This window comes from Mycetohabitans sp. B3 (assembly GCF_021498065.1).
Taxonomy (GTDB): Bacteria; Pseudomonadota; Gammaproteobacteria; order Burkholderiales; family Burkholderiaceae; genus Mycetohabitans.
This window is the reverse complement of record NZ_JAHLKN010000038.1, coordinates 17799-42011: the sequence shown is the minus strand read 5'-3', so window position 1 is coordinate 42011 and position 24213 is coordinate 17799. Positions and strand designations below refer to the sequence as shown.

At 60.1% G+C, this 24213-nt stretch carries 22 protein-coding genes and 5 pseudogenes; 19 read left to right on the top strand and 8 right to left on the bottom strand.

Features of this window, described 5'->3' with window-relative positions; all coding sequences use genetic code 11:
• Positions 1 to 120 precede the first annotated feature (120 nt).
• Complete coding sequence (locus KQH55_RS12190; protein WP_235091161.1) at positions 121 to 597, top strand: GNAT family N-acetyltransferase; 477 nt, start codon at positions 121 to 123, stop codon at positions 595 to 597.
• Positions 598 to 884: 287 nt separating this feature from the next.
• Here KQH55_RS12190 and KQH55_RS12185 read toward each other — a convergent pair whose 3' ends face one another.
• Complete coding sequence (locus tag KQH55_RS12185; protein WP_235091159.1) at positions 885 to 1823, bottom strand: NAD-dependent protein deacetylase; 939 nt, start codon at positions 1821 to 1823, stop codon at positions 885 to 887.
• 95 nt (positions 1824 to 1918) lie between these two features.
• On the opposite strand from KQH55_RS12185, the pseudogene KQH55_RS12180 reads away from it, so the two are divergent.
• The 4 genes and pseudogenes from KQH55_RS12180 to KQH55_RS12170 form a co-directional block, all read left to right on the top strand.
• Positions 1919 to 2272, top strand: a pseudogene (locus KQH55_RS12180) (2-aminoethylphosphonate ABC transporter substrate-binding protein); the annotation flags it as partial.
• Positions 2273 to 3092: 820 nt separating this feature from the next.
• Positions 3093 to 3968 (top strand): hypothetical protein, encoded by an 876-nt coding sequence (locus tag KQH55_RS12175; protein WP_235091157.1) that lies wholly within the window; start codon positions 3093 to 3095, stop codon positions 3966 to 3968.
• A gap of 403 nt (positions 3969 to 4371) precedes the next feature.
• Positions 4372 to 4494 (top strand): hypothetical protein, encoded by a 123-nt coding sequence (locus KQH55_RS16550; protein WP_255763142.1) that lies wholly within the window; start codon positions 4372 to 4374, stop codon positions 4492 to 4494.
• Between the two features lie 121 nt (positions 4495 to 4615).
• The gene (locus KQH55_RS12170) at positions 4616 to 5323 is read left to right on the top strand and encodes a response regulator (RefSeq protein ID WP_076787967.1); all 708 of its coding nucleotides are present in this window, start codon (positions 4616 to 4618) and stop codon (positions 5321 to 5323) included.
• 99 nt (positions 5324 to 5422) lie between these two features.
• On the opposite strand, the gene KQH55_RS12165 is transcribed toward KQH55_RS12170, so the two are convergent.
• A complete protein-coding gene (locus KQH55_RS12165) occupies positions 5423 to 7714 on the bottom strand; it encodes a patatin-like phospholipase family protein (protein ID WP_235091154.1) in 2292 nt (763 codons plus the stop codon).
• A 265-nt stretch (positions 7715 to 7979) separates the two neighbouring features.
• On the opposite strand from KQH55_RS12165, the gene KQH55_RS12160 reads away from it, so the two are divergent.
• From KQH55_RS12160 to KQH55_RS16985, 4 genes and pseudogenes are all read left to right on the top strand, one after another.
• Positions 7980 to 8144 (top strand): hypothetical protein, encoded by a 165-nt coding sequence (locus tag KQH55_RS12160; protein ID WP_212667352.1) that lies wholly within the window; start codon positions 7980 to 7982, stop codon positions 8142 to 8144.
• 115 nt (positions 8145 to 8259) lie between these two features.
• Positions 8260 to 8404: pseudogene (locus KQH55_RS12155) on the top strand (helix-turn-helix domain-containing protein); the annotation flags it as partial.
• 603 nt (positions 8405 to 9007) lie between these two features.
• Positions 9008 to 9193 (top strand): hypothetical protein, encoded by a 186-nt coding sequence (locus KQH55_RS12150; RefSeq protein ID WP_235091151.1) that lies wholly within the window; start codon positions 9008 to 9010, stop codon positions 9191 to 9193.
• Entirely contained in the window at positions 9190 to 9264 is a 75-nt protein-coding gene (locus tag KQH55_RS16985) for a hypothetical protein (protein WP_286137234.1), read from the top strand. Before KQH55_RS12150 ends, KQH55_RS16985 begins: the two co-directional genes overlap by 4 nt.
• 2037 nt (positions 9265 to 11301) lie before the next feature.
• Here the strand turns inward: KQH55_RS16985 and KQH55_RS12145 are convergent.
• From KQH55_RS12145 to KQH55_RS12130, 4 genes are all read right to left on the bottom strand, one after another.
• Positions 11302 to 12180, bottom strand: coding sequence for a hypothetical protein (locus tag KQH55_RS12145; protein ID WP_076794137.1), 879 nt, complete (start codon positions 12178 to 12180; stop codon positions 11302 to 11304).
• A 1076-nt stretch (positions 12181 to 13256) separates the two neighbouring features.
• On the bottom strand, positions 13257 to 13619 hold the full coding sequence (locus KQH55_RS12140) for a hypothetical protein (protein WP_076787973.1): 363 nt from the start codon (positions 13617 to 13619) through the stop codon (positions 13257 to 13259).
• A 315-nt stretch (positions 13620 to 13934) separates the two neighbouring features.
• Positions 13935 to 14717: a glycosyltransferase family 4 protein gene (locus KQH55_RS12135; RefSeq protein WP_235091149.1), complete on the bottom strand. Its 783-nt coding sequence runs from the start codon at positions 14715 to 14717 to the stop codon at positions 13935 to 13937.
• A 4-nt stretch (positions 14718 to 14721) separates the two neighbouring features.
• A complete protein-coding gene (locus tag KQH55_RS12130; RefSeq protein ID WP_235091147.1) occupies positions 14722 to 14871 on the bottom strand; it encodes a hypothetical protein in 150 nt (49 codons plus the stop codon).
• A 508-nt stretch (positions 14872 to 15379) separates the two neighbouring features.
• Between KQH55_RS12130 and KQH55_RS12125 the strand changes: the two genes are divergently transcribed.
• The 3 genes from KQH55_RS12125 (at position 15380) to KQH55_RS12115 (ending at position 17010) form a co-directional block, all read left to right on the top strand.
• Positions 15380 to 15712: a polysaccharide deacetylase family protein gene (locus KQH55_RS12125; protein ID WP_076794143.1), complete on the top strand. Its 333-nt coding sequence runs from the start codon at positions 15380 to 15382 to the stop codon at positions 15710 to 15712.
• Between the two features lie 141 nt (positions 15713 to 15853).
• A complete protein-coding gene (locus KQH55_RS12120; protein ID WP_076787977.1) occupies positions 15854 to 16096 on the top strand; it encodes an H-NS family nucleoid-associated regulatory protein in 243 nt (80 codons plus the stop codon).
• The gene (locus KQH55_RS12115) at positions 16093 to 17010 is read left to right on the top strand and encodes an alpha/beta fold hydrolase (RefSeq protein WP_083703589.1); all 918 of its coding nucleotides are present in this window, start codon (positions 16093 to 16095) and stop codon (positions 17008 to 17010) included. Before KQH55_RS12120 ends, KQH55_RS12115 begins: the two co-directional genes overlap by 4 nt.
• Here KQH55_RS12115 and KQH55_RS12110 read toward each other — a convergent pair.
• Positions 16991 to 17077 (bottom strand): annotated as a pseudogene (locus KQH55_RS12110) (ABC transporter permease); the annotation flags it as partial. The gene KQH55_RS12115 and the pseudogene KQH55_RS12110 overlap by 20 nt on opposite strands.
• A 206-nt stretch (positions 17078 to 17283) precedes the next feature.
• On the opposite strand from KQH55_RS12110, the gene KQH55_RS12105 reads away from it, so the two are divergent.
• Complete coding sequence (locus tag KQH55_RS12105; RefSeq protein ID WP_076787978.1) at positions 17284 to 17625, top strand: hypothetical protein; 342 nt, start codon at positions 17284 to 17286, stop codon at positions 17623 to 17625.
• 87 nt (positions 17626 to 17712) lie between these two features.
• Positions 17713 to 18537, top strand: a complete 825-nt coding sequence (locus KQH55_RS12100) for an arylamine N-acetyltransferase (RefSeq protein ID WP_076788585.1) — start codon at positions 17713 to 17715, stop codon at positions 18535 to 18537.
• 1065 nt (positions 18538 to 19602) lie between these two features.
• Here KQH55_RS12100 and KQH55_RS12095 read toward each other — a convergent pair.
• Positions 19603 to 20769 (bottom strand): glycosyl hydrolase, encoded by a 1167-nt coding sequence (locus KQH55_RS12095; RefSeq protein ID WP_235091145.1) that lies wholly within the window; start codon positions 20767 to 20769, stop codon positions 19603 to 19605.
• Between the two features lie 583 nt (positions 20770 to 21352).
• Here KQH55_RS12095 and KQH55_RS12090 point away from each other — a divergent pair.
• From KQH55_RS12090 to KQH55_RS12070, 5 genes and pseudogenes are all read left to right on the top strand, one after another.
• A pseudogene (locus KQH55_RS12090) lies at positions 21353 to 21752 on the top strand (SDR family NAD(P)-dependent oxidoreductase); the annotation flags it as partial.
• A 39-nt stretch (positions 21753 to 21791) separates the two neighbouring features.
• Positions 21792 to 22334: a MarR family winged helix-turn-helix transcriptional regulator gene (locus KQH55_RS12085; RefSeq protein WP_370643234.1), complete on the top strand. Its 543-nt coding sequence runs from the start codon at positions 21792 to 21794 to the stop codon at positions 22332 to 22334.
• Complete coding sequence (locus tag KQH55_RS12080) at positions 22327 to 23184, top strand: enoyl-CoA hydratase family protein (RefSeq protein WP_235091143.1); 858 nt, start codon at positions 22327 to 22329, stop codon at positions 23182 to 23184. The genes KQH55_RS12085 and KQH55_RS12080 overlap by 8 nt, the downstream gene beginning before the upstream one ends.
• A 94-nt stretch (positions 23185 to 23278) precedes the next feature.
• Positions 23279 to 23727: pseudogene (locus tag KQH55_RS12075) on the top strand (acyl-CoA dehydrogenase family protein); the annotation flags it as partial.
• A complete protein-coding gene (locus KQH55_RS12070; RefSeq protein WP_076794151.1) occupies positions 23724 to 24200 on the top strand; it encodes a thioesterase family protein in 477 nt (158 codons plus the stop codon). The pseudogene KQH55_RS12075 and the gene KQH55_RS12070, both read left to right, overlap by 4 nt.
• Positions 24201 to 24213: the final 13 nt, after the last annotated feature.

The following is a 24213-nucleotide window of genomic DNA, read 5'->3' as shown; positions in this document are numbered from 1 at the left end:
TTCGGACTTCGGACTTCGGCCGCGGAGCGGTGGTGGACCGACACGCTTTATAGAATGCTGCTGTGGGAGTTTTTTAGGCGCTTGCCGATGATTCGTCTTGCTGTCCCAGCGGATTTTCCCATGCTGTTGTCGATAGAGTGCCGCGCCGGCGAGCGGCTGCGCGGGCATGTCGCGTTCCCAGTGTTTACCGCGCATGGATTGACTCAGGATGAGCTTGCCGACGGGGTGCGGCAACGCAAGCTATGGGTGGTGGAGCACGATGATTGGACCGTGATCGGATATTTGCTCGGCAGTGAACTCGACGGTGGGTTCCATATTCGGCAGATGGACGTCGAGCCTGCCTACGGCCGTCGGGGCCATGGCCGTGCATTGCTGCGGCATGCGTGCGCCGCTGGGCGTGCCGAGGGCTACCGGCAAGCGCTGCTGACGACGTTGCGGGACGTGCGCTGGAATGCGCCGTTCTATCGCAGCGAGGGTTTCGCCGAGTTGCCGAGCGCGCTGCAGGGCGAGCAGATGCGCGCGGTGCTCGCACATGAACAGGCGCTGGGGTTCCCAATGGATCTGCGCGTCGCGATGGCCAAGCCGCTGAGCGACTGACCGTTGCGTGGATCGATGTATCCGTGACCGTTACGCGCTTTTGTCGTCCCGCGGTGGCGCAGCATCGGGCGTCCCGGCCTGTCCCGGCGTTGCCACGCATGCGCCAAGGAGCCCGGATTCACGCGCCAAGCTGTGCCAGTGCAGCACGCACGTGCGTGACGAGGCCTCGGCGAGTTTTGAAGAGGGGCCTGTGCGCACGGGCCAGGTAAACTGGAATTCCTATCGAGCGGACGTGTGCAGGCATCGGATGGATGAGATGTCGCGAACGCGGCGAGAGGGCTGGCGGATTACGTGGGTTCGCGCAGGTTGACAGACGGCAGGGCGACAAGCACTGACAGCAGCGCCTGGTCGCATGGCAGCGTGACCTTCAGCGCGAGCAGCGGATCGGCACGCGTGCGCCCGAGGTTGATCGCGGCAATCGGCTTGCCGGCTCGCGCCGCTTGCACGCAGAAACGATAGCCAGAGTAAACTGCCAGCGACGAGCCGACGACGAGCAAGGCATCGGCGTGCGCGAGTGCGGCCTGTGCTGCCTCGACACGCTCGCGCGGCACGCCCTCGCCGAAGAACACCACGTCCGGTTTTAGCATGCCCTGACAATAGTCACACACCGGTACCCGGATCGTATCGAAGTCGATCGATTCGAGATCGGCGTCGCCATCGGGCGCTGCGTTGGCCGACAGCGTTTGCAGCACCGGATTGTCCGCTTCGAGCCGCTGCTGGATAGCCTCACGCGCATGCACGCGGCCGCAGCTCATGCAGACGGCACGGCTAATGTTGCCGTGAAGCTCGATCGTGCCGGTTTGCCCGGCGTGACGATGCAGGCCGTCGACATTCTGTGTGACGAGCCGCTCGACGCGACCCAACGCCTCAAGCCGCGCCAGCGCATGGTGCGCGGCGTTTGGCTCGGCCTGGGCCAGCACCTTCCAGCCGAGTGCGCTGCGAGCCCAGTAGCGGCGGCGTGCCGTCGGCGAGCAAAGGAACTCTTGCAGCAAAATGGGCGCACGGCCTTTGCGCTCGCCGTTCGCATCGCGATAGTCGGGAATGCCCGAGGCGGTACTGATGCCGGCGCCTGTCAGCACGAATAGGCGAGGATGTGCCAGCACGAAGCCGGCCAGTGAGCGCAGGCTCGTCTGCACGTCACCCAGCTCGGTCGGCGTGTGCGGCGGCTCGGCCGTATCGGCACCGTTGCGGCGTTCGGCCGGAACTTCGGGTATGAACGTTTTCATCTCGCTGACAAAGCAGTGTGGTATAACGGCAACCGAGCACGGCATCGGCGACGGGCCGATACGCTCCCTCACCGATTCTACGAGGTTTGGGCACGGCTGTCGGCGTCGCGTGCGATGGGGCACGAAACCGTATTTCGTTCGCGATCAACCCCGACACAGCCAAGACCGAGCCGAAGACTTTCGCCGACTTGCTGGCGCTGTCCCACGCGGGCGAGGTGGCCTACTCGAACCCGACACGGCCGGCTGACGGGATGGCGGTGATCGTCCTTACGTCGGCCCTGATGGGCGAGGTTGCCGCGTTCGACACCTGAAAGCTCGAGCAGCACGTGAAGTTCCATACCAAGGGCATTGGCTACCTCGACGTGCTGCTGTCGCGTAACGAGATCGTGGTGGCCGACGGCGAGTTACACAAGGATTGGGAGCGCGGGCTTTGCACAACTGAACCCGTTCGCCGCCGATGCACTGCAATTGCGGCGCTGGGAAGACCGGGCCAAGGTAGTCTGCCTACATCTGATCTAACACTACCGGGCGATCATAGCGCGCTTATGCGCTGTAGTGCTACCGCGCGCACTCGCCGCACTGGAGCATCGGTCTTTTTAGATCGCTTATCCGACGCTATACGGTCTACTTCCCTCCGATTATGCCAGGCTCGCAGCCCGATGCAGAAGCTGCATTTTTTATGGCGAGGACACAATGACACGACAGACAAGTCGATTGCTTTCAAAGTTAGGCGCCGGCATGGTGTTGGCCGTAACCGCAGGGTGCGGCGACACGACGAGCAGCGACATGAGTGCGTCGGCCGAGCATCGTACAGGGGAGGCGCCATTTACCGCACCGCGCGTTGACGCTTCCCTGCGGTATGCGCGCGGAGAACACGACGGGATTGACGAGCGCGGCAGGCCAGATGGACCCGAGCTTGATGGCGGCGCCATGCCGGCTGCGCCTGGCGACGGCAAGCCGCGCAAGTTGTCGCACACGGACACCCCAACCTTGCAGGGGCGGGATGATACGGAGACATCGCATGGTTGGACAGACGCTGCTCATTCGAGAACATGTCCGTCCACACCGGTGAAGCGTCCATCCGATGAATACAAGCGCAGGTCGCTAAGCAGGGCGTCGTCGCTGTCTACCCTCCATGGGCCCCGCCCCGACAACACGAATGGGAATGCCCATCCCAACGGAGATATCATCCTTCGCGGTGTGCCGTCAATAGACATCCTGGGACACGCACCCCGCCGCTCCCGGACCAGTTTGACTATTAGCCCGACTATGCGATCGTCTAGCGAGCAAAGTGCCGACATATTCAGTGTTTTGCCTCATTTCTTTCACGACACGAATTTCAATCCGCTTGAGGCGTTCCACTCCACGCAGGGCGACACAATGGCCATTTTGGAGGAACGGCCGACGGCGCCGTTGAGTGCCCGGCTCAGGATGTGGATGCGGGAGGCCCATGCCGATCTTGCTGACTGTCGTACCCTGCCCTGTCCTCATCACGGATCGCCGCAGCCGTGGAAAACGCTGTTCGATGTCGACGCACGGATGAGACAGTACGAGAAGCAAAAATCTGTGCGCAAGGTGCTCGAACGTCGGATACTTGAACAGCAGGCGGTGCCTGTGCTGCCCGATGTGTTCGATCAGCTCGATCAACGCGATAAACTGTGGGTCGCGCTGCGCATCGCCGATGCCGAGGTCGCGGACAACAGTGATATTTTGGCGTGGTCCGGGGCGGCGGCCCTGTTTCCACCCGAAGTGCTGCACGAGCGCCAGCATCGCATGGCTGTGCCATGGATGCTCCGGATGTTCGATTTGCGCCTGGACCTGGTCGCTTTGGGCGAGCGCGGCGCCCGGCCGGGCGAGCTCGATGCATTTGTCCGGGCAGCGGCCCGTGACGTCGATCGGCAAGACCGCCTCGAGCAGCTGGAGCAGGCGCTGCACGCACTGGCCGTCTACGAAATTGTCCCGAGGATGCGTAGTATTCTGGAGCCCACGAGCGCGCAGTTGCATGAGGTGGCGAAGACCACCTTTCGCGTGGTCGAGGCACTCGAGCGACTGGCTGCCGAAGTGGTGCCTACGTCGGTACAGCAAGGTTCGGACGACACGGATTACGCGGATCGTTTCAATCAATTATTGTCCGGAACGATATAGATGTTCACCGTTCCACGGCTGAATAGCAGATCGGTCGGCTCCTACAATGTGGGCGCATGGCTGTCCATGTGTGCCGTCTCAGCGGCTCTCTGGTGATGGCCATAGCAAACACAACAACGGCGGGCAGATCGATGAGCAACCAGCATGCTGTGCAACAATAGCGTCTTGCGTGGCGCACATAGAGCTGGCCCAACTGGATCGGTTCAAGCGATGCGCGCAGCAATGGATAGGCACTGACGGCGTTCATGGCCGGTCTGGCGAACTGTACGATGCACGGTCGCGGGCTGTGCCTGCGCTGGTACGCGTGCGGACGTTGCAGGCGCGGCATGCGCTGAGTTCGGCGCCCCATTGAGCATGCGGTCTGCGTTGGCAACCCGGTGCGATAGGAGTTTGGATAAACACGTTGGTGGACTTCGCAGCGCGTGAAGTGCGGCGCTTGCGGGTGTCAAACAAGGCGTTTGCCACGCAAAGCGCCGCTAAGGTTGCCGGCGAGGCCAGGTTGAAGGCGCTCGCACAGGGCCACTGAGCGCGCGAACGACGCATTGTCGGCGGCTGGACGACCGGCATTCCTTTCGAAATGCGCAGAGAAATGTCGAGTCGTATCGTAGAATGCGCGCGAAACATCCATGCCATTGAGCGGCTCCATCATGGTTTCACGCATCCTGCTGATCGAAGACGACAGTCGCCTGGCTGCGCTGGTGGCCAGCTACCTGCGCAAGCACGAGTATGACGTGCATATCGTACTCCACGGCAACGACGCATTGGACGCGATTCTCGCGCGTCGGCCCGACCTGGTAATCCTTGATGTGAACCTGCCCGGCAAGGACGGCTTCCAGATATGCCGCGAGGCGCGCAAACAGTTCGATGGTCTAATCATCATGGTGACAGCCCGGGATGAGGATCTTGACGAGGTACTGGGACTAGAGCTCGGTGCCGATGACTATGTGCACAAGCCGGTGGAGCCACGCGTGCTGCTTGCGCGGATCAAGGCGCTGCTGCGCCGCGGGCTGCAGCTCGGCGGCGAGACGAGTGTTGAGCCGGAGTGCCTCATCTTAGGCAAATTCGAGATTAACCGTGCCACGCGCAGTATTCGCCTGCCTGATGGTAGCGTGCCCGATCTCACCTCAGCCGAGTTTGACTTGCTATGGGCGCTGGTGCGCTGTGCCGGCGAGGTCGTGAGCCGCGACGACTTAATGCGGCAGCTGCGCGGCATCGGTTTTGACGGCGTGGATCGCACGGTCGACGGCTGTATTTCCAAGCTGCGGCGCAAGCTGCACGACGATGCGGCCAACCCGCAACGGATCAAGACCGTGCGTGGCAGAGGATATCAATTCAGCAAGGTGGCATGGGAGTAAGTTGTCAGCTGATCGGTGGTCTGAGCGCCTCCATCGCCGGATAGCCTGTGCCAGGCGCCAACAGCCAATAGCCAATAGCTAACTGCCACCGCCCGCGGCTCAATAGACGTGTCCGAACTGGAAATACACATTGCGACGTCCCTCTGGCGCGAGTGCGACACCGAAATAGACCGGCCCGAATGAGCTGGTCAGCCCAGTGAACAGCGACACGCTGCGCTTCATCGGCCCGCTGCCCAGCGCGTCGTTGAAGCCATTCCAGACGTTACCTATTTCCGTCGTGACGCCTGCGAACAAGCCGCGGAACGGACCAGCATTGAACGAAGTCAACTGGTTCATATACGTGAAATGGGCATAGGCCATCGACGTGCCGGCCAATTGATCGGCTGCATACGCGGATAAGTGTCGGAAACCGCCCAGCGTGAACCCGAGCGGGTTGATCGCGTTAGTGCCGCCGATGTCCTTGCCGCCCTCGATGCCGACGTTAATGCTGTGTCGTCCGAACGAGGCCGCGGCCATTGCCTTGCCGTACAGTTTGGTGACGCGGTCTTCGCTGCTGGCGAGCGAACGCTCGGCCCTGATCTCCGTAAAGTAACCGCTGCGGGGGAATTGCGAATCGTCGAGCTGGTCGATAACCAACCGTGCGCGCATGCTCAACTGTCGGCTATAGGCGTCCGGGAACGCCAACTGTGTGCCACTTTCACCCAGTGGCAGGTTGTATAGCGGCGATGCGAAGCCGTGTGCATACGCGAGCCCGAGGCGCAAGTCACCGAGCCGCGCGAGCGGCAGCCCGAAATCGATGCCGGCGCGTTTGGTTTGCAAATGAAAGCGGGTAATGCGGACGTTATCACTATAGAGGTTCGCGTAGCGGCCCACGTACTCGACATAGGGCGCCACGTAATAGCCGAATGCACTGGACAGCGGCTGGCGCAGTTCGCCATGCACACTGATCAGGTCGCTGCCGAGCGTGGTGTCCACGCGTCCTTCGAGTCCCGACGGGCTCAGCCACGGTCGGCGATAGCCCAGATGCAGCCGAAATCCGCCTTCATCGGTTGAACTGCTTGACAGGCCCAGGCCAAACAGCAGAAAGTTTGGCCCCCATGACTTCTGCCGCGCCGTGATCACGAGCCGGTGTTCGTCGCCGTGTTCGACTAGCTTCTGCGTGACGTCCTCGAAGTCACCGGAGTTTGATAAGGTCAACAGGTCCTTGTTCAGCTGGTGTGGATCGTAAAGGTCGCCCGGGCGCACATGCAGATAGTTGCGGATCCGCGCGGCTGGTACTGTGCCGACCGACTCGATATCAATCTGCGTCAGGCGTATCGGGCGCGGTGGTGGAGCGGCGTGTGTGCGGCGGTAAACGGCGTAGTCGGCGGGCGCCAGCGCCAGATGCCGCAGTTGCGGCAGAGCCGCGCGGGCCGCCGCCTCGCCGGCCTCAATCGCCTGTGCCGCGTTCGCGAAATCGGTGAAGGTTAGGGAACCGAGATCGGGTTGGATTAGCACGTCGCCGGCGACCAGCCGCGAGCGTTGTTGCGTAACGTTTTGCCGGATCAGGATGCCGATCATCTGCTGCATCACGTCTGCGGGCGTCGCGAGTGCATCGAGCGAGCGCAGCGGCGAGCCGACGTCTACGGCGATCACGACGTCCGCGCCCATAGCCCGTACGGTGTCCACCGGCAGGTTGCTGACCAAGCCCCCGTCCACCAGTGTACGCCCGTCGACGTCGGTCGGCGCGAACAGCCCGGGCATTGCCATGCTGGCGCGGATTGCCTGCGGCAGCGAGCCATGATCCAGCACAATCATCTGGCCACTGCGCAACTCGGTCGCGATCGCTCGATACGGGATCGGCAGCTTATCGAACGACAGGTCACCAGGCACCGTCGAGGTCCAATCCGACAACAGCGCTTGCAGCCGGTTGCCCTGAACTAGGCCACGTGGCAATTTCAGTCCGTCGCTGCTGACGCCCAGTGTTAGGTTGCTGGCATACGATTGTTCGTCTTCGCGTTGCGACTGCGGCAGCTCGGCGCGTTGGTGCACGTCGAATGCGATGTCCGTCAGGTTCACGCCCGCCAGCCGGCTCTGCATGTCTGTTGCACTCATGCCGCTCGCGTACAAGCCGCCCACCACGGCGCCCATGCTGGTGCCGGCGATGCAATCCACGGGGATGCGGTTTTCCTCCAACACCTTGAGCACGCCCAGGTGTGCATAGCCACGCGCGCCACCGCCAGAGAGCACCAGACCGACCGCCGCGCGGCCGTGCGCACGGTCGTGCGCCGCGCACGCGAGCGTCCCTGCGCATGAAGCCGACGCGTGCAACACCAGCGCTGCCGCGAGCGCCACGGCGAGTGCTTGGCGGCCAGGGCGGCCACGCCGTGACATGTCCTTCTGCCTGATCATGGCGCGCATGACCAATGCGCGGAGGCGGGCCCGCAGTGATAGGGTCATCCTGTTGTTTGCGTTCTTAAAAACTAGCTATTATCGCTGCACGGTTGTCGCGCGTGCAGGGCAAGGCGCGATTTCGCCCGCCCGCACAGACATGCACAGGACTTTGCGTGTTGACGCCGCGCTGGTCGTTGGCACTGTTGGCAAGCTGGTCACGATACCTGGTGATGCTGCATCGGCTTGAGCGCCGATATTCGATTGGCGTGCGACGGGCCCAGCGATGATCGAGATCCTGGCTCAGTATCCGCCCGCCTACCTGCATAGCGACGGGCATCAGTGGTTCGGCCGCGCGGTGATCGCGTGGTTGCTCGCTGCGTCGCAGGATGTGCTGGTTAGACCGCAAAGCGAAAGGCTGCGACAATTTCTATCCGGCAGCCTAAAGTAACCCTGGGGCTCATGCCTGTCAACACGCCCCGCACGATGCATGTGGCAATGTTGATTTTGACGCCCTGTTTATTGACGGACATCAGACCAGTGTTGGACTGCTTGCAGCGGCTGGCGAGGCAAAGATCCCGTTGCAGCGCACCAGCAAATCAGTCCGGCAGATCAGCACTGGTGTGCGGATTCTCTTCGGCTGCTCATTTTGCCAACGCGTATCGCGAGAAGTTCGGCGTGACGCTGCGTGAGCAGCGGCGTGCATTCGTCAATGTAACGGCCCGAGTATCGACTGAAAACAGCGTGACAGAGCGGGCGGACCCTATGCCGTCATTTTGGACCCTTCTCGCTGGCCTGCCAGAAAGGATTGTCTTGGATGTCGAAACTGAAGCGTGGCTCGCCTGGCGTTCGCGTACCGTTGACAGGTACGCGCGGTGCCGTCGCCCGGGGCGCGGTGCGGTCGCGGTTGGTTGCCTCGGGGCGGCGGGCTGCATCGGATCGGTAGGCAGGCTTCGCGCCTAGCCCGGACAATCGGCCATTGCTGGGTGCACGCTTAGCAGTGTCAGTCGCCTTGCGTTGATCCGTTCGCGGTTTCGCGTCGGCGGAGTCGGCCACGATTGGTGGCTTTGCTCCGCAATGGCGGACTGAAAATCTGTCAGACATTCCCGATCCTCGCTGGTGTGCAATGTCGATATCCGTGATTCTGACGCCGACGCCACGGGCGCGACGCGCTAACCACGAATCCGGCGGGCTGCCGGCGAAGTGGCGCGCCGGACCGTCTACGGGAACCGATAAAACGGCTCGCGTAGGCGAAAGGTGTTGTATTAGCTACCATCTAAGATGTTTTTATTCGACTGCAATCGAGGAGTCGCCATGACCAGCATCCAAGTGACCCGCGATACCGTCGATCAAGCGAGGGTCCCCATTTTCGCGCTAGCGCCTTACCTGCTCATGTTGACCGTGCGAGAGATCGATGAAGTGAAGCCATCGCTGTGGAGGAACGACAAGTTGTCTGCGCAACTGAACGCGGAGTCGAGAGGCACTATCGCGATCGTCTGAACGCTGGCGATCTCGGCGATCCGCAACTGCTGGCGCAATGCTGCACCGCGCTCAATGAACTTACGCAGTGACTCAATCTCGGGTCCGTCCATGACTTCCAGCGCTGAGCCGGCGTGGCTGTCCGATCCGCTTGCGCTGACGCTGCAGGGAGAAGTGCCCGTTGAGCGCGAAGAAAGACTGGCCATTCATATTTGCTGATACTGGATCGATCATGGAGTGCTGACGACGGCGTCCGCTGCGGGCGGTTCCCTCAGCGACGGAGTGGTTCCCGCCGTGTTGGTGTTGTACGGCATCCATAGCGACGAGACTGCACCGATCGAGCTAGTGTAGCAACGGGTCGCTGACGTATGTGCGCGGCGCGTGGCGCCGCTCAAACGTGCAGCAAGCGTTTTTGCCGAGGCTCATACCGGTGTCCGCTGGCATTTCGATCTGCATACAACGAGCGGGGCGTCTGTCTATGGAAAATTCGCGTTGCGGCTCAGCGCCAATCGCGCTGCTTGGTCATGGTTGCTCACTGCGCTGCGCGCTCGTGCATGCTTGAGTTGGCAGGGTCAGACCGTTGGGAGCTAGAACGACTTGTCGTGCTTTACACAGCCGATGCATGTGCTGTGGTAGGTATTGGACGGCCAGGCCGCCTGTGTGGGCGCGCCGCCGCCGGTGTTCCATGGGATGCTACACAGTGCCACAATCGGTGGAGCGAATCGTTTTCCCGAATTTTGTTGTGGAAACTGGGATGCGCGCCGTACTGATGGTCGTATAGGTCAATAACACCAAGCTAGATTCGTTCTTGTTCGGTCTTTAGGTAAGCGTCGGCATACGGGCCGCATGACGACAGATCTTTTGTCGCCATGCTATTTAGCGGTCAGTCGAGTATCTGGCGTCCCGGTACCACAAGCATCAATCTTGCTTTTAGGACGACGGGGGAGGGCATTTCTTAAGGCGCACGGTTTGCAGGACACTGCCGTCGCAGTAGGTTACCGATAGATCGGTCAAAAGGGGGGACAATCGCTTTTAGGGTGAATGCTAGAGGCCTCGATTATCGCTTTTCGCAAGATGGCCGTGAGGTTGGAACACCGAAATTAGCCCTTTACAGTGCGTCAAACCACTGATAGATTAAATTATTGGTGGCAAATAATTATCCCGATAGAGAGGGTGGAGTTGGAACCTGAGAGACGCGGGTTACGGAGCGCGCCAGACGATTCCGGGCCGCGAATAGACGCACGGCTGCGAGCCGTGCGTTTTTTTGCGGTGCGCCCGGCAGGGCGCACTCACTAGGAAGCGAAAGTCCTCTACACGCCCGGCAAGGGGAAGTGTTAGCCAGAGGCAAGGGTGTCGCGGGCGACTGCGAATCTAGAGGAAGCCCGACACAAAGCGCTGGCTTGACGAACAGGAAGCGGGTACGAGGCATGGCGACTGGGTAAGATATCCATAATCACTGAAGCCCGAAACTTGCACCGACGTCGTTACGTATATCCGACAGGCATGAGCGTGAAGGTGGGGGTGTCATACTCGGGGAGAGCCGCTCGCGTGCTGGCGAAGGTGCCAGCTACTGACATCAAGAGGCGGCAGGATGGCGAGCAGAGGGCGTAGTAGGTCGAGGCGAAAGCGGCGAGCCGAGGATCACCGCGAACGAAGGCCCGAACAGGTAACACCGAGAGTAAGATGGATGATCTGGACACACGCTGGTGATGCAGAAGTGCTGGAGACCGCTACTAACTTGTGACGTGAAACTTTACACAAAGTATGGAAGAGCCACTTCTAAGTTGCTGTTGACAATGGCAACGGCACGGGGTGGCGACACATTTAGTGGTCAAGTATGTGCAAACTTAGCAGGGGCCAACTCCTCTCACATGTGCGATTCACAGCACCCCCGTGCAGCGGATAGGGCAAGCGCTTTAGTCCCTTGGCAATACCAGCGGCGGGTTTGTTTTTGGTTTCGGCATAGTTGTCGCTGTTTAAGGCTTGCCCGATCGCCAACTTCGCTCTCAATAACGAGATAGGAGGGGATATCGGATATTGCAGGGCCAAGCTTTGTCAATGGCGTGACACTCGGGATGTTAAAATTCAATGTCAATCGCTCGATGACCGATGGCGGACCGTTTCACGCATTAAGGCAGTAACTTACTTAACGCTTGCTTCAACTCGTCGCTTCTTTGGGCCTTGGGGATTTCCCGTTTTAAGCATATTTTATAAATAAGTTTTACATTATTGTCATTGTTGAATGCTTTCAATAACCTCTCAGAGTGAGCTTGATAGGCCGGGTTTGCGATAATTTGTGCCAAGCCCGCCGGCTGCGGCTGATCTCTTTCCCAAATGGCAAACTGCTTAAATGCCGCAATAATTGGCTTATCAAATTGATGTTTTTTAATAATATTGATTGCCAGCTTATCGTCCGTATGCAATTGTGCATCCAGGTTTCTTTTGAATGAAATTTTTTCTCCTGACAGAAAGCGTTTTATTGAAGCATTGACGTTGCTGTTATAATGATCAATGGTACTTGATTTGTAATGCTCAATAATCAAATTTATCATATCCGGCTTTGCATTTTTAGCAATGCAATCCAGTTTGTCCGTTTGATCGTATGCTTTGGAAAACCACCGTGCCAATGATCTTAAGACGACTTTATCTCTCGTCGACAAATGCGAAGCCTGTTGAAGCACTTTTTTATCGGTTTGCGTCGAAGATTGCGTCGCCAACCAAGACGCAATCAGTTCTTGTTTGACCTGAGTATCTATCTCTGCAGGAATAGGGTTTCTAGCAACCCCCGGCAAAACGATGCTGTCCAACGCCTGCTCGCACTCCCATGCTCGCAACTTTCGTAGCCACCGGACTGAGGCGCCGATGGACGAAGCGTCATCTTGGGCGTTGCGTCCGCCTACCGGGTTGGCCTGATACCGAGTGAATAATTGCTTTTGGCCGAGATCGGACAGATGACCGGCTTCAAGCCATGTCAGCACATTGGCCAGGCTTTGCTCAGGCTGTTCCATCAGCCATTCCGATAGCCCTTTTTAGGTCACGCACGTGCCGCTCTATAATCTTTTTTTTCAAAGGTTCACCCTCCTGCTGCGAGTCGCAATAGGCAGCCAGGCGCGCGGACAGATCTTGGAGAAGCGCAGCGTCCTGGGGATTGGGACGAAACGTGTAACCCCAGGCACGGGTGGCGTTGCCCAGGCCGGCCGGCGCGGTTCGGGTCGCCACGCCTGGCGGCGAGGCGTCGGATGGCCATTCGGCTCGCCGCGCCGACGTTGACGCCATAGGCGATGTGGGGCGGTGGGCCGATCCCACCTGGACCGTCTGGTGCCACGTCATGCCATACGCGTGGCGGCTCTCCGGCCGCGTATGCGGTCCACGCCGATCGCTGGAGGACCAACTCAGCATCGGTAACGTATGCCCGCTCATCGAGCGCGGAGCTGGTCGTGGAACGGGTTGCGGTGTTGGCGCTTCGGCCTTGTTGTCCATCTCGGTTCGAAGCGAGGTCGGATCCGACGTGTGGGAAGCAAACAAATAACGAGTATCCATTATGGGCTTGTCAGCCGCGCGGCGGCTGCCTGTGATGGCAAGAAAGGTGAGGCTATTGTTGCGGCACGCACCGCACGGCGCTGAGAAGTAACCGGAGCCAGGGCATGCCATGCGAGCCATTCTGGCGGCAAACGATAAGGTGAGGCATGCTCTCACGTGGTCAACCCGCGCTTTCCTCCTACCGGTCCCATTCCGGTTCTGCTCTGCCTTCCCTCATGGTCTTCCACGGTCAGCACCGATTCAACGTCAGCGCGCGGAAATAAGCGTCTAGCACTGACCGATCTGAGCGTGGCGGCTACGTCCACTAAATTTGAATCGAACCCAAGAAATTGGACAGTGAGCGACTATGCCTTCGTAAATAAATCGATGGATAAATCGGCAAACGGTGCTCGAATCAACGAACTATTCTTGTTGTTGACTTTCAAGGTTCGGCCTATAGGTCTCAAGTTCTCGCACCGCTTTCCCCCTGCTAAAGCGCTTAAATGCCTTGCGCGCAAGACACAGGCATTTTTAGCGCAGCAGCGACGACGGGCGGCCGCGTCGGTCACATCCAGTGCTGTAGGCCGAAATCAAACAACAGGACGACGGCAGAGCAAAACACGCCACACAGCAAATTGGCGATGCGATGCCCGAAGTCGTGATGGCGGCTGAGCGCCGCACCGATCAGAAACACGATCTCAATTGTCACCTGTAGTCCGAACCAGGCGAGCATCACAGTGTATTCGTACCCCATTGAACTGAAGTTGGCAAAGTTCATGCCGTGCCCGGATACCCATGAGCCGACCCGCCATATTTCATAGAGCAACAGCACCGCGGGGAATAGGTAGCTTACGATATAGGTGGGCATCGTTGCATGTCGCAACTCGAAGTGGTTCTCGTGTCGCAAGAGGTGAGTCGTGAGCCGCATGATCTGCTCCTCTAAGTATCCAACTTGTCACGTTATGGGTGGCACACGGCATGTGTGCGCCTGAATTGACTTTAGGCGGCTTGTGGCAAGGTTTCAATGATGCAATGCAGCATTATACTGCGTGGCACGGCAGCGGATGTACCCATGCAGCGTTGAGCAAGACGATGGCGCGGCGCGTGGTGCGCCTTGCGTTAAGGTGCGCCGGGACGTGGGATTGGTGTTGCATTGCAGCAGTTGCCATGCAAGCGGCGATCGCAAAAATGTAAGCGGCGGCCAGTATGTGCAACCGTTGAACAGGCTGTGAAACGGGTCGTCCTACCCGATAGGGAATGCGCCGCCGTCCGCTGCGACCACGCTGTCCGCGTGCGTGACTTCCGGTTGTTCATTGCTCTGCTCCAGGCGCAGCAAGGTGGCGAGTCGCTGCGCGTACCGCTGCGGATGATATTCACCGACGTCATAGCGGCGATTCGGCTGGCCGAGATGCCGTATCAGCGCGTCAAGCGCCGTGCGGTAGTTCGCCGTATCGCAGCGATACTTGAACTTATTGCCGATTTCGTCGCCGAACGTCGACAGGCTGCCGATGTCGTGCACGAGCGCCGGCAATCCGAGCATGGCCGCCTCGACGATCGACAGCGGCGCATTTTCTGCGCAGATCGACGGCAACACCACGGCATGCGCGGTCTCGCGCAATTCGGCCAGGAGTACGCGATGGGGACGCCTGCCGCGAAATTCGAGCTGCCCAGCACAAATCAAATCGGCGTTGCGGTGCTCGAGCGCGGCCCGTTCCGGCCCGTCGCCGAAAATCGTCAGCTTATTAAAATAGGCGAATTGCATGGCGCGTGCCAGCGCGATGAACTCGTTTAGCCCTTTTTCCGCCGCGATGCGGCCGGCGAATGCGAGGTTGATGCGGCGCGCTTGGATCGGTTTGGGCGCGCATATGGGCATGTCCGCGTCAATTGGGTTGGGCAGCAGCGACGTGTTCATGATGCCGGCGCGGTGCAGTGCTTGCTCCATGTACCGGCTCGGGCACAACAGCAGATCGAACACTCGGGCAGGATGACACAGCAGCCTGGTCGAATGCCAGTAAAGCTTTTTCAATGCATCATGCACCGCGCCTTTCGGACTTGTGCAGGTGATCAGCTTTCACGCCCGGCATGGCGCGCAACAGCTGTGCAGACGTCCGGTACACTTCCTCGGCGCCACCTTTAGAGGCGAAATCATTAATGATCAGCACATTGCAGCGTTTGTCCATGTCATTCTCTTCCAAACCCCGCGGCTTGCGATCTAACACGTGCGTTGCGGATCTGCGACATCGTGCCGTTGGATGCGTTAAGTCAGCCGGGCCGCGGCTGACCGCGCGCGGTCATTACGTTGGATGATGGGCATGCTGGTAACGCCGCTCTGCTGCCCGTGTTCGACAAGTATCGGGTGCGTCCGACCATTTTTTTGTGTAGCGGCGTCATCAAGCATCGCGCTGCACATTGGTGGATGCATTCGGCTGCCGCTGGTACAGATATCGAAAGATTAAAGCGGCTGCCAAACTGTGAACGCCTCGCGCAATTGCGCGAGCGCGGCTACCAAGGTGCGGAGCTGGGGCAAATCTTGCCCGTGCTGGCGGGCGACGGGCAGCCGGAGGAGCCGACGATCGGAGACGAGGGTCGCGATGGCCCCGCGCCGACCGGGCTTAGCGTGTGGCAGGTCAAGCAAATGCGCGCGCGGGTCGACTTTCAGTCCCATACGCGTTTTCATCCGATCCTGACTTGCTGCGCGACGCCGAATGCGAGCAGGAGATCACCGGCTCCCGGCGGGACATCGAACGGTTGACCGGCCGGTCCTGTGAGCATTTTGCATATCCGAACGGCAACTATGGGGAAAGGGAGATCCGGCTGTTGCGCGCGGCCGGCTACCGCACCGCCAGAACGTGCGACGTCGGCTGGAACGATGACGCGACCGATCCGTTCAGGTTGCGTGCCATCGATATCCACGATGACTCATCGCTGGCATGGTTTATCGCGCAACTGACGGGGATTCCATTGTTCCTGCGCTATGCGCGGCACGGCGGCGGCTGGCGTGGCCGCAAGCCGCAATTCTGACCCGTGCAGCCGGCGCCAGCCGGCGGTCTGATCGGGATTTCGCAAAGAGCGTTAAAATAGCGGGGTAAACGCCTCCTCTGTGCCGCCGGCGAGCTCTCGCTGGTTCGCCGTGCAGCTTGCGCGACACAATGACTTCCCCCTATGGACGAACAGAAGAGACAGCGAATCATTGCGTATATTCACCACCGGATGGACGAATACGGTATTTCCATTGAGCGCTTGGCCGAAGCACTCGCTGAAGAGGAAAAGAAAATAAAGCCGATATTGTTTCGTGATGCGTATGGCAACGTATGGGATGGTGAGGGAGACATGCCCGATTGGCTCAAGCGAGCGGTGCATGCCGGACAATCGACCGAGCACTTCATGGTCGAGCCGAAGCAATGACCGGCGCCTTCCCGATGCCGCGCGCGACGCCGACGCGCGCGATGCTGCACGCTCAGTCCATGACACTGGCTGACGGCGCAAGTGTTGCTTTCGCGCAGGCGGGCAGTGGCGAGCCGATCGTGCTGGTTCACGGTTCGCTGTGCGACTACCGGTATTGGGAGCCGCAGTTCGTGCCGCTGGCGTCGACGCATCGCGTGCTGTCGCTCAGCCTCGGGCACTACTTTCCGACGCGCGAGCTCAATTGTGCGCTGCCGTTCAGCTGGAACGCACATGTACAGCAGATCGCCGTGTTCATCGACGAGGTGGTGCGCGAGCCGGCGCACGTAGTCGCGCATTCCCGTGGCGCCTACCTTGCGTTTCATCTTGCCCGCCGCTTTCCCGACCGGTTGCGCAGCGTGACGCTGGCCGACCCGGGCGGCGCCATTCAAGGCAATGATGCGCCAAACGCGCCGGCGGCCGCGGATCAGGTCAACACGCTGCGTACCCGTGCCGTAACGCTGATCGAGCAAGGCGAGGTGGACGCTGGTCTGGCGTTGTTTGTCGACTCGGTCAGCCGTCCAGGGTCATGGGCGCAAAGCCCGGACGGGTTTAAGACAATGGCGCGCGACAACGCCCATACGCTGCGGCCGCAAATTGCGGAGCGGATGCCGGTCTTCGCCGCGCACGAGGCCGGCGCAATCACGGTGCCGGTTCTGCTGGTCGGCGGGGAGAAAAGCCCTTCAATGTTTCATCGGAACATCGAATGGCTGCACCAGCGCATCGACGGTGCCTGCCAAGTGATGATTACCGGCGCCTCGCACGGGATGAACCTGGCGCACCCGCGCGCATTCAATCGAGCGGTACTAGACTTTATTAATGCGCATGGCCGGGCGCGGTTGTCCGGAAATGGGGTGTCATCACGACGGACGTGGTGACCTGCCGGCGCGACGCGCCAAGGATGAGCGCATTGGCGATCCTGTAGCGGTTGGCTTTGCGACATCCTCTGGGAGATTGCGCCGGGCTACTGCGGTTGCCATGACGATAATGGCAGGTTTGAGGGCCGGCCGCTACCTGTACCCGCTGCACGAAAACGGGTGGACGGCTGCGCGCAGCGATTCGTTCGCGTTGACGCAGCAGTCCGCTGCGTGACGTGCTGTGGGCACCGGTCGTGCTACTGTTGGGAGGAGCGAGCCCAACCGGGAGATGGGATGACCAAGCTTTTTGTTTCGATGTTTTTTGCGCTCGCTTTGAGCGGCTGTATGCTGATGCAGCATAACCCCGACGCCGGCGAACCCGAGAAGGTTGCCTCGACTGGGCGCAGTACGGAGGACGTGATCGCGTGCATGACCGAGGCAGCGAGTCGGCATCATGCGTCATTTCGCGCGTCGCCGATTCCCCAGGGCCAAATGTTGGATTTCGGCGACTCCAACATCGTGAAGATCCGTACCGACGACGATGGCAGCACGAGCTTCCGGTTCTACCCAGGCAAGCGCCATCCTGGCAACCTGTGGATCGAGGGCGCAGCGCGTCAGTGCGCGGGTACGCCATGATGATCCGTTGCAACGCGGCGCCGGGGAGCGGTTGGCATTGCCGTGCGAGGGCAGGTTCGCGCGCGCGTCGCGCGACGGCGCACTGCGATGGCTGAACGCGTCGACCTTGCCGCCTATTTCGAGCGTATCGGCTATGCCGGGGCGGCGCAGCCGACGCTCCAGGTGCTGAGTGTGCTGCATGCGCTGCATCCGCGCGCGATTCCATTCGAGAATCTCGATCCTTTACGCGGCGAGCGCGTACTGTTGGACCTGGACCGGATCCAGCAAAAACTCGTGACCGGCGGCCGAGGCGGTTATTGCTTCGAGCACAACACACTGTTTGCCGCAGTGCTCATCGAGCTAGGCTTCGATGTGACGCCGATGCTTGCGCGCGTCTTATGGACGCGCGACGGTACCGACGTGACGGCCAAGTCCCACATGTTGTTGCATATCGCGCTACCCGAAGGGCCGTTCGTTGCCGATGTTGGCTTTGGTGCCATCACACTGACGGCGCCATTGCGGCTGGACGCGGGCGCCGTTCAGCCGACGCCGTTTGAGCCGGCTCGGCTCATCGGGCAGCCTGCGTTGCAACAGGGCTACGATCTCGAAGTAGCGCTGGGTTCGCGCTGGCAGAAGGTCTATCGGTTCGAGCTACGGCCCACGTATCGAATCGATCATGAGATGGCCAATTGGTACACTTGCGCCCATCCCGATTCGCATTTTATTCGCGAGCTGATCGTGTGCCGCGTCGTCGGCGACGCGCGTGCTGCTCTGCGCAACGATCGGCTCACGTTGCACCTGCGCGACGGCAGCGATCAACGGCGGCGACTGGTCAGCGCCGCCGAGTTGGCGGAGTGCCTGGTCGGTACGTTCGGTATCAATGTTGACGGCATGGATATCGACGCGTTGTTCGAAAAAATACGTGAGCCGTGATCGGCGCGGTCACGATGCTGGTTACGCGCTCGCCATCGCCGTGCGACCGCTACTTCAAACGCGTGCCGCTACAATCGAGCGCTGCCGTACATGCACTATGCGTGCGCGTTGTTCATTTCGTTTATGAAGTGAGTCCCTCGCTACTTGATAGGCAAGCGGAGTGCATGATTTATAAAATATAGCAATGAAGAAGAGACGGCACTATGGATAATAGTTATATATCTTCCGCTCTTTGGGGCGGTATAGGACAAATCGGTACTACTTTGACGCAACCAGGACAGGAGTCAACACCGGCGTCTATCGACGCCAGGCAGGCTCCTGTGCAAGGCCAGCTGTCGGTCTTGCGGGAGCATTCCCGTGCGCTTGAGGCAGCTCGGTTTGCACGAACATCGGGTGGCGTCGTCGCGAACCAACCAGACAGCGCAGTCCACGTCGCGAAGCGCAACGCCCAGGCGTATGGCAGTATGCTTCCCGCCCCGAAGCGCCTGTTGCTGACCGCTCCTTTCACCCCCAGCGAGAGCGTGTTGGAGAGCGTTCCCAGTAGCACAGAGCGTCCGCAGCTGTCGAAAACAGACGCGCAAGGGCCGCATAATGGGCAACCTGCATTAACCCTGGAGCAACTCAATTCGTTGCTCGCATCGTCACCTTTGCCGAGTGTCGAGGCTTGGCATGGTGGGTATGAAGAGCAACCTGCATTGACCCTGGAGCAGTTCAACCCACTGTTCGCTTCGTCACCTTTATGGAGCGGTAAGCCTTTGCAACAACCTGTCCAAGTTCAGGGCTACCGTGAGAATGGCGCTGCCCCGTCATGGGCTGCATCCACGTCCATGGCGTTCGACTATCAAGATGCAAGGAGCCCGGTACCCCGTTGAGCTTCACTCTGGCTAAACATGGCAAGACCGCGCGAGCTGTTGGCGGAAGACTCACACTGGCACGATACATTAACCGGCCTTTGTAAACTGGGCAAAGCCGACATTGTCATGCGGTGTCCACTACCTTAATCCATTTCGCGCTGATCGTCGAAGGTCCTCGTAGTGTGAACACGCCCTAGTGCGTATGCGCGCCCTACGGCATCGCGTGCGCCGCGATGAACCGCTTGACTACGTTATAGCGATGCTTGCGGGTGACACCATCGTCAGCTAGCAAGCCGTAGTTTCCATCGCCACCGTACGCCTCGTCGTCGAACAATTCATACAGTGTAACGTTTTGAATATTGTACTTTTTGGCATTCTCCACTAGGCCGCCGAGCGCGTTCGGCCCCACCAGGTAGGCTGCCGATGCTTGTTCGCTCGCGCCCGGTCGGACGCCCAGTTCGGTGATCCAGATCGGCTTGCGGTACGTCTCATGCAAGTGCCTGAGCACGTTGACGCCTCGCGCGGCGGTGATGTCCCCCATGTCTGAATACCAATGCCATGCGGTGATGTCCCACTGCGGGATCCGGTGCCTTCGGGAGCCGTCGGGTTGTGTGCCGGTGTACAGCATGTCCAGGAAACCAAAGTGCAGCCATCCTGGCGGGCACATCACGATCGTGGCGGAGGGGTTTGCAGCCTTTATCCCATCAATCATCCCGAGAATCGAACCACGAGCCTTCTGAAAAGAGGCGTTGTCATAGTCATCCGGATGACTGCCATGCCCGCGGCGAATGCTGACATTCTCGTACTCGTTCCCCACCTGGTAATACTGGACGACGCCCTTGAGCGTCATGGCGACCATCGTCCCCAGTTTTAACCCATCGCGATAGGCTGCATCCTCGTTGACATAGGCGTTTAGGTCAGCCGTTAGTACTGCGAACACGTCGATGCATTGTTTTTTTGCCAGTTTAGCGATCCGAAGGACCTTTTGCGTACTGGCATAATTGAAAACATCATGTCCGTACATCGTCATACCGAGTTCCTTGACATGATCAAGTTGCGCTTCATAACTGATCTTGTCATACACGCCTCCTTGCCCGACGTGGCCGCCAATGCCGTAGAACACCCCTTTAATGCTATTGCCGCACGGAATCGTTGGCGGCGCAGCCGGGGCCGGCGTGTTCGCCGGTCCGCTGGATTTCGCGGCGGCACCGGCCAGGTTCGGCAGGATGGCCGCTACTTTTGTGGCGCCCACATTCGAGACAGTCAAGTGCGATGCGACGTTCCCGCCGGTCTGATCGCTGCCAAAGGCCGTTTGCAGTGCCGCGCCGGCCAACGTTGCAATCGCGATCTTTACAAACCAGTAAAAATAACGTCTCATTCGATGCCCTTTGTATGGTACGCGCATCGTACATGCTACTGTGCGCCGACAACGGTCCGATGTACGCGAAACCACAAATTACCAATAGTGGGCCGCTGACGCAGCAACGGACAAGCGGGTCGGCACATTTTGCGTGGTTAGCAGTCAGTGGAAAGGGCGAAGGCGGAACTCTGCGGTGTGGTACAGGGTAACTGCAAGAGGCCGTGTTCGGCGACGTAAGCTGGCTTGCCGCGCTCGCCAATGAGGTGACGGTGTTTTTGCGTTGTGAAAAGCTTGATCCAGCCGGATGCGATCGGTCGTCCAAGAATTGGACCGGTCACATCCGAACACATCCGAGGTAATGTCAGATGATTACATCGGATGTGAGGCAACGAGCGGTTAGAACGCAGCTTAGCAACGTGCCAATGCAATCTTGTTAATCTATGTCAAACGTGGCGGTGCTTACGTGCAGGCGTTGTTGGATGATCGACAAGTGCCTTAACCGCATCGCCGTTACCCAACCTAGTCGCTGCGTCAGACATTTGCTCGACAATAAAATATTTAGAAATGGCTGCTGTCGACACCCGATGCCGATGCACGGCCGGTGCCGTGCGCGCAAGCTGTCGCAGTGGACGTCACGCAAGCCGATTCGGTCAACACCGTATTCGCAGCAGTCAATGCTGCGTTCGGTCCAGTGGACATCCTCGTGGACAACGCCGGGCACGCGCAAGCCGCGCCATTCAGCCAGACCGATTCGGCGTTGTGGCAACGCATGCTCGACATAAACTTGGGCGGCGTGTACTGGTGCACACGCGCTGGCGCTCGAATATGCAACCCGCGGCGTCACGGTAAATGCGCTCTGCCCTGGTTACACGGACACGCCACTGCTGCGCGAGTCGATTGCGCAGATTGTGTCGAAGACTGGTCGTGACGAGGCGGATGCACGACGCGAACTGATGTGCGCTAATCCGCAACGTCGTTTCATCGAGCCCGAAGAAGTGGCGGACACTGTGCTGTGGCTGTGCCCACCAGGGGCGCGCTCGATCAATGGTCATGCTATCTGTCAGCGGCGGGGAGGTGATGTGAACCTGAGCAGGCTGGACAATGTCGTCGACCTGGAACTGAGCGGTGGCGCCAGCAGCCATATGGGCCTGCGTCTGTGGCTACGGTGGTTGACCACGACCAACCTAGTGCAGACGGCGCTGCGCAAGCGGCTGCGCGCCGAGTTCGATATGACGCTGCCGCGTTTTGACCTGATGGCGCAGCTCGAGCGCCATCCGGACGGACTGAAGATGAGCGAGTTGTCGCGCCGGCTAATGGTGACCGGCGGTAACGTCACGGGCATCACGGACCAGCTCGAAAAAGAAGGGCTAGTCACGCGTGCGGAGGATCCGAGTGATCGCCGCGCGTATACAGTCCGGCTGACGCCGGCAGGGCGCGCGCTGTTCGACCGGATGGCGGCTGTGCACGAGCAATGGATCGCCGAACTGTTCGGCGGACTGGAACTAGACGAAAAGGCGAGATTGCACCAGAAGCTGGGCAAGCTCAAAAGCCACCTGTTGGACACACTGAAACGAGATGCATGATGACAAAACCGCTGACGCATCGCTCGTCTCCGGCAACCGGACGACGCTCGCGGACTACCGTGCGCAGCATTTCCTGTGGCAGGTCGAGGGCAAGGTCGCGACGATCGTGCTGAACCGGCCCGAGCGCAAGAACCCGTTGACCTTCGCATCCTATGCTGAACTGCGTGATCTATTTCGTGCGCTAACGTATGCGACGGACGTCAAGGCGGTCGTGGTGCATGGAGCGGGCGACAATTTCTGTTCCGGCGGCGACGTGCACGACATCATTGGACCGCTGATTGACCTGCCGATGCCGGACTTGTTGATGTTTACGCGGATGACCGGTGACCTCGTCAAGGCGATGCGTCACTGCCCGCAGCCGATCGTCGCCGCGGTCGATGGTGTATGCGCGGGCGCCGGCGCGGTCGTCGCAATGGCATCGGACCTGCGGCTAGGCACTCAGCGCAGCAAGGTGGCGTTCTTGTTCACGCGAGTCGGGTTAGCCGGATGCGACATGGGCGCTTGTGCGCTGCTGCCGCGCATCATCGGGCAGGGTCGCGCGTCCGAGCTGCTGCTCACGGGTCGTGCGATGAGCGGCGAAGAGGCGCACGCATGGGGCTTCTACAACCGGGTCAGCGAACCGCAGGCCCTGCTCGCGGATGCAGCTGCGCTCGCCAAGGAGCTGGCAAGCGGTCCGACCTTCGCGCATGGCATCACGAAGACGATGCTGCACCAGGAGTGGAACATGGGCATCGACGAGGCGATCGAGGCCGAGGCGCAGGCGCAAGCGCTCTGCATGGCCACGCGAGACTTCGGGCGGGCTTATGACGCGTTTGCCGCCAAGCAACGACCGGTGTTCGAGGGTAACTGACGTGGACTACCTGAACCACGTCGAATGGCCATTTTTTGACGATCGTCATCGCAAACTCGCGCCGCGCATCGATGCATGGGCGCGGAACCATCTCCGCACCTCGGTGGCGGCTGCCGCGCTCGGTTTCGCGCGCCACGCGTTGCGCGAAGGGTTGCAGCGCGCGGCAATGCGGCACATGTTCGGCCAGACGCTCGGCGACTTCCAGTTGACGCAGGCCAAGCTGGCGCAGAGGGCCACGACAATCGACAGCGCTGCATTGCTCGTGTATCGCGCCGCATGGCTGCGCGACCAGGGCCGCAACGTGACGCGCGAGGCCGCGATGGCGAAGATGAGCGCGACCGAGGGCGCACAGCAGGTGATCGACGCAGCGGTGCAGCTGTGGGGCGGCCAGGGTGTCGCGCTCGGCACGCCTGTCGAGCAGTGGTACCGGGAGATTCGCGCGCTGCGTATCTACGAGGTGCCACTGAAGTGCAACAGTTGATCATCGGTCGTGACCTGTTGAAGCAGGCACGCGACGCTGCTACCACGGGAGGGGTGAAATGACGACTTCAACGCCGCCGTCGCGAGCAGCGGTACAAGCGGGTGGCATCGTCTTCGAACGGTCGTGGCAGGTTCGCTTCGCGCATTGCGACTCGGCCGGCATCGTGTTTTTCCCTCAATACCTGGTGATGACTAATGGCCTGGTCGAGGACTGGTTCAACGAAGGCTTGCGGGTCGATTACGGCGCCTTCGTGACGACGCGACGCCTCGGCCTGCCGATCGTCAAACTCGATTGCGAATTCGTTGCGCCGAGCCGCATTGGCGATACGTTGACGCTGTCCCTGTCGGTGCTGGCCGTCGGTCGCAGTTCGCTGCGGCTGTCGATCAGCGGCTCGGTGCAGCAGCAGCTGCGCTTCCGGGCCGAGCAGATATTAGTCTTTACATCACTCGATACGCATCGCCCAATTCCGCTACCGCCCGACGTACTCGCAAAGCTGCAACGTTATCTGCCGAAAGCGGCGCAACATAGGAACTGATACAGATGAAACG